This window comes from Corynebacterium sp. (genome assembly GCF_043426755.1).
GTDB lineage: Bacteria > Actinomycetota > Actinomycetes > Mycobacteriales > Mycobacteriaceae > Corynebacterium.
On record NZ_JBHWRP010000019.1, the window covers coordinates 1 to 7,902 of the forward strand.

7 protein-coding genes are annotated in these 7,902 nt (G+C 61.6%); 1 reads left to right on the forward strand and 6 read right to left on the reverse strand.

Annotation, left to right across the window (positions count from 1 at the left end; all coding sequences use genetic code 11):
- Window positions 1–1,477, forward strand: a 1,477-nt coding sequence (locus tag ACHFGA_RS01810; protein ID WP_394280754.1) for a TrkA C-terminal domain-containing protein, incomplete at its 5' end; no start/stop codon positions are given.
- A gap of 337 nt (window positions 1,478–1,814) precedes the next feature.
- Here the strand turns inward: ACHFGA_RS01810 and ACHFGA_RS01815 are convergent.
- The 6 genes from ACHFGA_RS01815 to gcvPB form a co-directional block, all read right to left on the reverse strand.
- Window positions 1,815–2,603, reverse strand: a complete 789-nt coding sequence (locus ACHFGA_RS01815) for a DUF4191 domain-containing protein (protein ID WP_394280755.1) — start codon at window positions 2,601–2,603, stop codon at window positions 1,815–1,817.
- 77 nt (window positions 2,604–2,680) lie between these two features.
- Window positions 2,681–3,730: a lipoyl synthase gene (gene lipA / locus ACHFGA_RS01820; protein ID WP_394280756.1), complete on the reverse strand. Its 1,050-nt coding sequence runs from the start codon at window positions 3,728–3,730 to the stop codon at window positions 2,681–2,683.
- Window positions 3,731–3,775: 45 nt separating this feature from the next.
- Window positions 3,776–4,567: a lipoyl(octanoyl) transferase LipB gene (lipB, locus tag ACHFGA_RS01825; RefSeq protein WP_394280757.1), complete on the reverse strand. Its 792-nt coding sequence runs from the start codon at window positions 4,565–4,567 to the stop codon at window positions 3,776–3,778.
- A gap of 11 nt (window positions 4,568–4,578) precedes the next feature.
- Window positions 4,579–4,968 carry a glycine cleavage system protein GcvH gene (gene gcvH, locus ACHFGA_RS01830; protein WP_018580653.1) on the reverse strand — a complete coding sequence of 130 codons (390 nt, stop codon included), beginning with the start codon at window positions 4,966–4,968 and terminating at the stop codon, window positions 4,579–4,581.
- 4 nt (window positions 4,969–4,972) lie between these two features.
- Entirely contained in the window at window positions 4,973–6,043 is a 1,071-nt protein-coding gene (gene gcvT / locus ACHFGA_RS01835) for a glycine cleavage system aminomethyltransferase GcvT (protein WP_394280758.1), read from the reverse strand.
- 8 nt (window positions 6,044–6,051) lie between these two features.
- Window positions 6,052–7,902: aminomethyl-transferring glycine dehydrogenase subunit GcvPB (gene gcvPB / locus ACHFGA_RS01840; RefSeq protein ID WP_394280759.1), on the reverse strand; the 1,851-nt coding region annotated here is incomplete at its 5' end.

The following is a 7,902-nucleotide window of genomic DNA, read 5'->3' on the forward strand; positions in this document are numbered from 1 at the left end:
CCTCTTCGTTTCTCTGATTCTTACCGCCTATGCCTCCACCCAGGGCGTGGAGCTGCAACTGTCCCACGACATTTCCACCTTGGGCTTGGTGCTCTTCGCTTTCTCCATCGGCATCACATCCGGGCCGAACTTCTTCCACACCCTACGCACCTCTGTCGGTGAGCTGGTCGGTTACGTGGTGGTCCTCGTCGTTACTGCTGCGGCAGGCCTGGGTGTGGGGCGGCTGCTGGGCTTGGACATTGCGACGATCGCCGGTACCTTTGCCGGCGCCGTGACAAATACTCCGGCATTGTCCGCCGCCGGCACATCTTCGGGTGATGCTGCGGCCGCGACCGTTGGCTATGCGATCGCCTATATCTTCGGTGTGCTGGGCATGCTGGGCTTCGCGCTGATCGCGCTAAGTAAGCGCCGCGGGGACACTGACGCGCCCGACCCGGTACTCAACCGCACCATCTTGGTTGAGCGCACCGACCGTCCCGTGGTGGAAGACGTGCAGAACTATGTCGGCTCGGAGATGGTATTCTCCCGTATCCAGCACGGCGCCGGCGGCACCATTGAGATCCCGGGCGTGCATACCCCGTTGGATTATGGCGACTTGGTCACCATCGTTGGCACCGAGCACCAGATGCACCAGGCCATCGAGTACCTGGGCAAGCCGTCGAAACGCTCCCTGATGCTCGACCGCAAGGACCTCGACTTTCGACGAATGACCCTGTCCAACTCCAAGCTGGCCGGCAAAACGGTGCGCCAAATCGATGCGGAGATCGGGGAACGCTTCGGTGGCTATACCTCGCGCATTCGCCGTGGTGACACCGATAAAGTGGCCGAGCAAGCGGAAAAGCTGCAGCTGGGTGACCGCGTGCGCATCGTCGCCCCGCACGAAAATATGGGGGAAATCGCTAACTATTTTGGCGACTCTTCCCGCGGGCTGACAGACATCAACCCCGTGGCCTTAGGCCTAGGCTTGGCGCTGGGTATTTTCCTTGGTGGTATCGCTATTCCACTGCCCGGGGGAGGCACGTTCGCCATTGGTGCTGCGGCCGGTGCCTTGCTGGTTGGTTTGGTCTTTGGCCGTGTGGGCCGTATTGGTGCGTTCGTTACCGCCATCCCGCAGACTACTTGTGCGGTGTTGTCAGAACTTGGCTTGTTGATCTTCTTGGCCGCCGCTGGCACCACGGCAGGCGCACGTATTTTGGACGCTTTCTCCGGCGGCTCCTGGTTGTCGATCCTGATCCTCGGCGCGGTAATCACCGTCATCTACGGTGCCGGTCTTTTCGTGGTGATGCGTTACATGTTCCGCATGGGCGGCACCAAATTGTCTGGCTTCCTCGCAGGTGCACAAACCCAGCCGGCCGTGCTGGCGTTCTCCAACGACCGCACTGGTGCAGATCCGCGCGTGGCACTCGGTTACGCGATGGTGTACCCGGTGGCAATGATCGCCAAGATCCTCGTGGCCCAGGTCCTCGGCGGGTTCTAACGGCTCTTCTGGTGCCTGGTGCCTGGTTCGCGGTTCCTAGTTTTTAGTTCCTGCGGCCCCGCGCGCTCTTTTCACAAACCGATATAGTCCTCGCCACATAGTGCGACTAGCCCCCAGCCCTTCTCACAAACCGATATAGTCCTCGCTACATAGTGCGGGTAACTTATTGAAAACCTACTGGCATCACGCAGTATGGGCCGAGGACTATATCGGTTTGCGATAACGGGGGGCGGGGTGGCTTAGAAGGGGCGGCGTAAGAGGAGAGAAACAAACAACCGCCCCATCGTCGAAACGATGAGGCGGTTGTGAAGCGAGAAGAGGAGCTACACCACGGAGGTTACTTGCTGCGGCGTTCCTGCATCCGGCGCATGCGGCGGTTCATGCCGGCCATGTTCTGCGCCTGGTGTGGCATCGGGCCCTTTGGCAGGCCGGCCATCTGGCCACCCTTCGCCGCATCCATCGCGTCGAGCTTGGCGGCGATGGAGTAGACCTCGTCCTTCTTGTAGTTGCGAGGAAGTTTGATCATTTCCTTCTGCAGCTTCTTCAAGGGGACCTGGCCTTCGCCTTCACCAACGAAGATCTCGTAGATGGGCACACCAGCCAGCAGGCGGTCGACGCGCTTGTTGGTTTTGTCCATCAGCGGCTTGAGGCGCTTGGGGTCACCCTCGCCAACAAGCACGACACCTGGGTTACCCACCACGCGGTGAACAGTATCCATGGAGCGGTTCGCGGCGACACCGGTCTTGGTCACCCAAGCGATACCGACGGTGTTCTTCATGTTTTCCAGCGTCCAGCCGGCAGCACCTGGGGTGTCGCCGACTTCGTCGTACATGGAGCTTTCCAGTCGGCGGGTGAACACGAACATCGCGGCGACAAGGCCGAAGAGGATGCCGAAGATGAGGAACATCCACTCCAGGTTCAGCAGCAGGCCGATCACGAAGAAGACGGCGGCGACGACAACCACCGTCAGCACCATGTACGGCACCAGTTTGTTATCGCGCTTGCGCTGCAGCTTGAACGCCTGCCACATCTGGGAGAACGTCTGCTTGCGCTGGGCACGTTTTGCCTGGCGCTGTTCCTTCTTCGCCGCCTTTTCGGCAGCCTTTGCACTCTTCGACTCAGCCATGGACCCTACTTTAGCCAGACACTGGGAAAATGCGTAAATGCGCCACGGGCATAACAGCCTCGTGGCGCATCAACCGATTATGCGCGTGGCGCGCCGACGGGGTGATCCTTCGACGGGCCGTACTTATCCAGCAGGGTGGAGGCCTCCTGGGCGGTCGCCCCCTGGGAGGTTTCCTTCAGGTGCTTCAGGTTCTCTGGCAGTTCGAGGCCGCGGTGCTCCATTGCTTCGACGTAGAGCTTGCCGGCGCGGTACGACGAACGCACCAGCGGACCAGCCATCACAGCACCGAAGCCCATTTCGTAGGCGGCGTCGCGGTATTCGATGAACTCTTCCGGCTTCACCCAACGGTCGATCGGGTGGTAGTTCGGGCCTGGGCGCAGGTACTGGGTAATCGTGATGATGTCGGTGCCAGCATCGACCATGTCCTGCAGTGCCTGGAGAACTTCCTCGCGCGTTTCGCCCATGCCCAGGATCAGGTTGGACTTGGTGATCAGACCAAAGTCGCGTGCCTGGCGGATCACGTCCAGCGAACGGTCATAGCGGAAGGCTGGGCGGATGCGGCGGAAGATGCGCGGCACCGTTTCCAGGTTGTGGGCAAAGACCTCGGGGCGGGCCTCGAAGACTTCCTGGAGCAAGTCTGGCTTGCCGGAGAAGTCAGGGGTGAGGTTCTCCACGCCGGTGTGCGGGTTGAGTTCGTGAATCTTGCGCACCACCTCGGCGTAGAGCCACGCGCCCTCGTCCTCGAGGTCGTCGCGGGTCACGCCGGTGATGGTGGCGTAGTTCAGGTTCATTCCCTGCACAGACTCGGCCACACGCTGCGGCTCTTCGACGTCCAGTGGCTCCGGCTTTGCGGAGTTGATCTGGCAGAAGTCACAGCGCCTAGAGCAATTTGCACCACCGATCAGGAAGGTCGCCTCGCGCGATTCCCAACATTCGTGAATGTTGGGGCAACCGGCTTCCTGACACACCGTGTGCAGGTCAGCGCCCTTCACCTTGTTCTTCATGTCCTCGTATTCGGGACCAGTTTTAACAGCGTTTCTAATCCAGCGCGGCTTGGACTCAATGGGGGTTTCCATGTTGCGCTTTTCGATGCGCAGGAGCCTACGTCCTTCAGGTGCAATAGTCACAAACTTCACCGTAGCTTTCTTTGAGGGGGGTGTCGAATATCATATTCACGTTTGATTGCTGCGGGGTGTACGCGGCAGGCCCTTGGTGGGATCGGGCATCGTTTTGAATGTGTGGTCAGCAACGATCAGCCGTCCTGCCAGCGCATCGTCCAGCGCGGTCAGCAGCGGATCAGCAGCCTCTTCGGGGGTGACAGTCCGCCCCAGTTCCAGGCTCATCGTCGTGTTGTCGGCATCGTCGATGCCGCAGGCCACGATGTGCTCGTAGTACTCCAGGGTGTTGTTGCAGTTCAACGCCAGCCCGTGCATGGTCACTCCGCGCGAGATACGGATGCCCAGGGCCGCAATCTTGCGGTCACGCGTCGGCGCAGCAGGATCCGCAGCGGCCACCTCGGAAGGCACCCACACGCCACTGCGCCCGTCGATCCGCCCGGCCGCGGTCACACCCGCCTGGCGCACCGCTTGGATAATGGCCTCCTCCAGCCGGCGCACATAGTCAACAACATCAACAGGATCCGCCAGCTTAATAATGGGGTAGACCACCAGCTGACCCTCGCCGTGCCAGGTGATCCGCCCGCCACGGTCCACATCAATCACGGGCAGCCCGTTGGTGGGCCGGTCCTCCGGCTGGGTGCGCTTGCCCGCGGTATAGATATTCGGGTGCTGCAACACCAGCACGGTGTCGGGCACGGCGTCGTCGGCACGCGCCTTGGCGATCTCGGCCTGCATCTCCCAGGCCTCTTGATAGTCCACGAGCCCCAGCCGACGCACGTCAAGCGGGTCGAATGAGGCTCGGATGGATTTGTCTGCGGGGAAGAACGGGTCACGCGGTGCGGTCATACCGCAACATTTTAGGCGACGCCGTTCGCCTCTGCGTATTCGTCGGCGGTCATCAGCGGGCCTACCTCGGTGACCTCGACTTCGAACAGCCAGCCCTCACCGAAGGGATCATTGTTGATCACCTCGTAGCCGTCGTGCACGGCGTCGTTGACGGCGGTGACGGTGCCGGTGACAGGGCAGTACAGATCGGAGACACTCTTGGTGGATTCGACCTCACCGCACGTTTCGCCGGCGGTGACTTGGTCGCCGACCTCTGGCAGCTCAGCGAAGACAACTTCGCCCAAGCGCTCGGTAGCGACGGAGGTGATGCCCACGCGCACGGTGGAACCTGCGGCGGCTTCTGGGGTGGAGTTGATCCACTCGTGGTCTTCGGAGTAGGAGAATTCCTGTGGCAAGCTCATCGGCTTAGTCCTTTCGAGAGTAAAACGGGGTTGTAGAAATAGTAAACGGATAACGGCGCCCGCGGATATCAATTTCGACATCAGTTCCGATCTGCGCATGTTCCGGATCCACATGCGCCAGCGCCACGGGGTAGCCCAGCGTCGGCGAAGGCTGGCCAGAGGTCACCACACCGATCTTCACATCGTTGAGGTACACCTCGGCACCGCTACGCGCAGCACGGCGTTGATCAGAGGTCAGCCCCGCGATCACGAATTCCGGTTCGCGCTCCGTCAGGGCTTGCTTGCCGACGAAATCAGCGTCCTTCTTCGCAAACGCACGCGTCATCCCAGCCTCAACCGGGGTGACCTGCTCAGACAGCTCGTTGCCATAGAGCGGCATCGAAGCCTCCAAACGCAGCGAGTCACGCGCCGCCAGGCCACAGGGGGTGGCGCCGCGGGCAACATAGTCCCACACCACACCGGCATCCTCGGCGGCGACGTAGAGCTCGAAGCCGTCCTCGCCCGTGTAACCAGTGCGTGCGACCAGCACATCCGTGCCCTGCAGGCTCATCGGTTCGGCGGAGTAGTAGGACAGTTTCGCTGGATCGTCGTCAAGCAAAGGCTGCAGCAGCTCCACCGAGCCCGGGCCCTGCACCGCCACCAGCGCCGTGTCTGCGGACTGGTTATCCAGCCGGACATCAAAGCCCGCGGCGCGCTCATTGAACGCCTGCCACACCACATCGGTATTGGACGCGTTCGGCACCACCAGGAAATCCTCTTCGCCCAGGCGGTAGGTGATCAGGTCATCCAGAATGCCGCCGTTGTCGTCGACAAGCATGGAGTACTTCGGCTTGCCCAGCTTCAGGGTGCTTAACGACGAGATCAGCGCGTAGTCCAAGAACGCGGCGGCATCGGGGCCGCTCACGGCAATCTCACCCATGTGGGAAAGGTCAAACACTCCAACGCCGGAGCGCACGGCACGGTGCTCGTCGAGCTCGTTGGCGTACTTCAGCGGCATGTCCCAGCCGCCGAAATCAGTAAACGTGGCGCCGAGCTTTTCGTGCACGGCATGTAAAGGTGATTGGGTCGCAGTCATAGTTGTGCTTAGTGTCCTTCCATATCGAAAGCTTCAGGGGGTGGGCAGGCGCAGGCGAGGTTGCGGTCGCCATAAGCGTCGTCGACGCGGCGCACCGGCGGGAAGTACTTCCAGCGGCGCAGACTGTCCACGGGGTAGGCGGCCTTCTCACGGTCGAAGGAGTACTCCCACTCATTGCGAGTGACCGACAACGCAGTAAACGGCGCGTGCGCGATCACCGAGTCCTCGTAGGCCACGGTGCCGTCGATGATCTCCTGGATCTCCGCGCGGATCGTCTTCATCGCGGTGATGAAGCGGTCCAGCTCTTCCTTGTCCTCGGATTCGGTCGGCTCCACCATCAGAGTGCCTGCCACTGGGAAGGCCAGGGTAGGGGCGTGGAAACCGAAGTCCATCAGACGCTTGCACACGTCCAGCGCGGTCACACCGGAAGCATCGGTCAGCTCGCGCAGGTCCAAGATGCACTCGTGGCCCACCAACCCGTTCGCGCCGGTGTACAGGGTGGGGAAATCGTCGGCAAGCGCGCGCGAGATGTAGTTAGCTCCCAGCACAGCGTGCGCGGTGGCGTGCGCTAGGCCGGCGGCACCAGTCATGGCGATATACGCCCATGAAATCTGCAGCACACCCGCCGAGCCATACTTCGTCGATGCTACCGGAACGCCCTCACCAACCGGGACGGGGGCAGAGGCATCGACGGTGGTCGGGTCTGTTGGCAGGAACGGAACGAGGTGTTCCGCCACACCGATTGGGCCCACACCAGGGCCGCCGCCACCGTGCGGGATCGTGAACGTCTTGTGCAGGTTCAGGTGCGAGACGTCGCCACCGAACTCACCCGGACGGGCAATACCCGTCAACGCGTTCATGTTCGCGCCATCGATATAGACCTGGCCGCCTGCCGCGTGCACCTTGTCGCACACCTCGCGCACCTCAGGATCGAACACACCGTGGGTCGAGGGGTAGGTGATCATGATGGCCGCAACCTGCGGGCCATACTGCTCCAGCTTCTCGTCCAAATCGGCAGTGTCGATGGAACCGTCGTCGGCAGTCTTCACCACCACAACGCGCAGGTTCGCAAGTGTTGCCGACGCCGCATTGGTACCATGCGCAGACGCCGGGATCAGGCAGATATCGCGCCCCATGTCCCCATTGGCCACGTGGTAGCGGCGGATCGCCAACAGGCCCGCCAACTCACCCTGCGAGCCCGCATTCGGCTGCACACTCACCTTCGCATAGCCCGTCAACTCCGCCAGCCACTGCTCAAGCTCCTCAATCAGCTCACGCCAACCGGCAGTGAACTCATCCGGGGTATAAGGGTGCACATCCGCAAAACCAGGCCACGTGATCGCCTCCAACCCGGCAGTCGGGTTCAGCTTCATCGTGCACGACCCCAGCGGAATCATCGCCCGGTCCAAAGCCAAATCCTTATCACCCAGCACACGGATATAACGCATCAACTGAGTCTCGGAGTGATAGGTATTAAACACCTCATGCTGCAGAGGTGCCTCAGCACGCTGCAGCTCCTCCGGCAGTTCATAAGAGTGATCGTCGGCAAGTACTGTGATCCCAAAACCACCCACCAGCGCCGCCAAATCCTCCGCGGACGTGCCTTCGCCGAAGCTCACCGCAACCGTGTCCGCATCCACCGCGCGCACCAGGTAACCAGACTTCGCCAGCGTATCGACGATGCCCTCCGCCCGGCCCGGGACCTCCACCGCGACAGTGTCAAAGAACGCATCGTGCTTGACGACGAGGCCAGCCTCCGCCATCGAGGCCGCGAAACGCCCGGCCCAGTCGTGAATATCGCGAGCAATCGCCTTGAGCCCTTCCGGGCCGTGGTATACCGCGTAGAAAGACGCCGTCAC

Bases quoted from the DNA above. Each gene is read 5' to 3' on its own strand.
- gcvH (WP_018580653.1), bottom strand. From the start codon at position 4,968: ATGAGCTTGCCACAGGAATTCTCCTACTCCGAAGACCACGAGTGGATC.
- lipB (WP_394280757.1), bottom strand. From the start codon at position 4,567: ATGACCGCACCGCGTGACCCGTTCTTCCCCGCAGACAAATCCATCCGA.
- ACHFGA_RS01815 (WP_394280755.1), bottom strand. From the start codon at position 2,603: ATGGCTGAGTCGAAGAGTGCAAAGGCTGCCGAAAAGGCGGCGAAGAAG.
- gcvT (WP_394280758.1), bottom strand. From the start codon at position 6,043: ATGACTGCGACCCAATCACCTTTACATGCCGTGCACGAAAAGCTCGGC.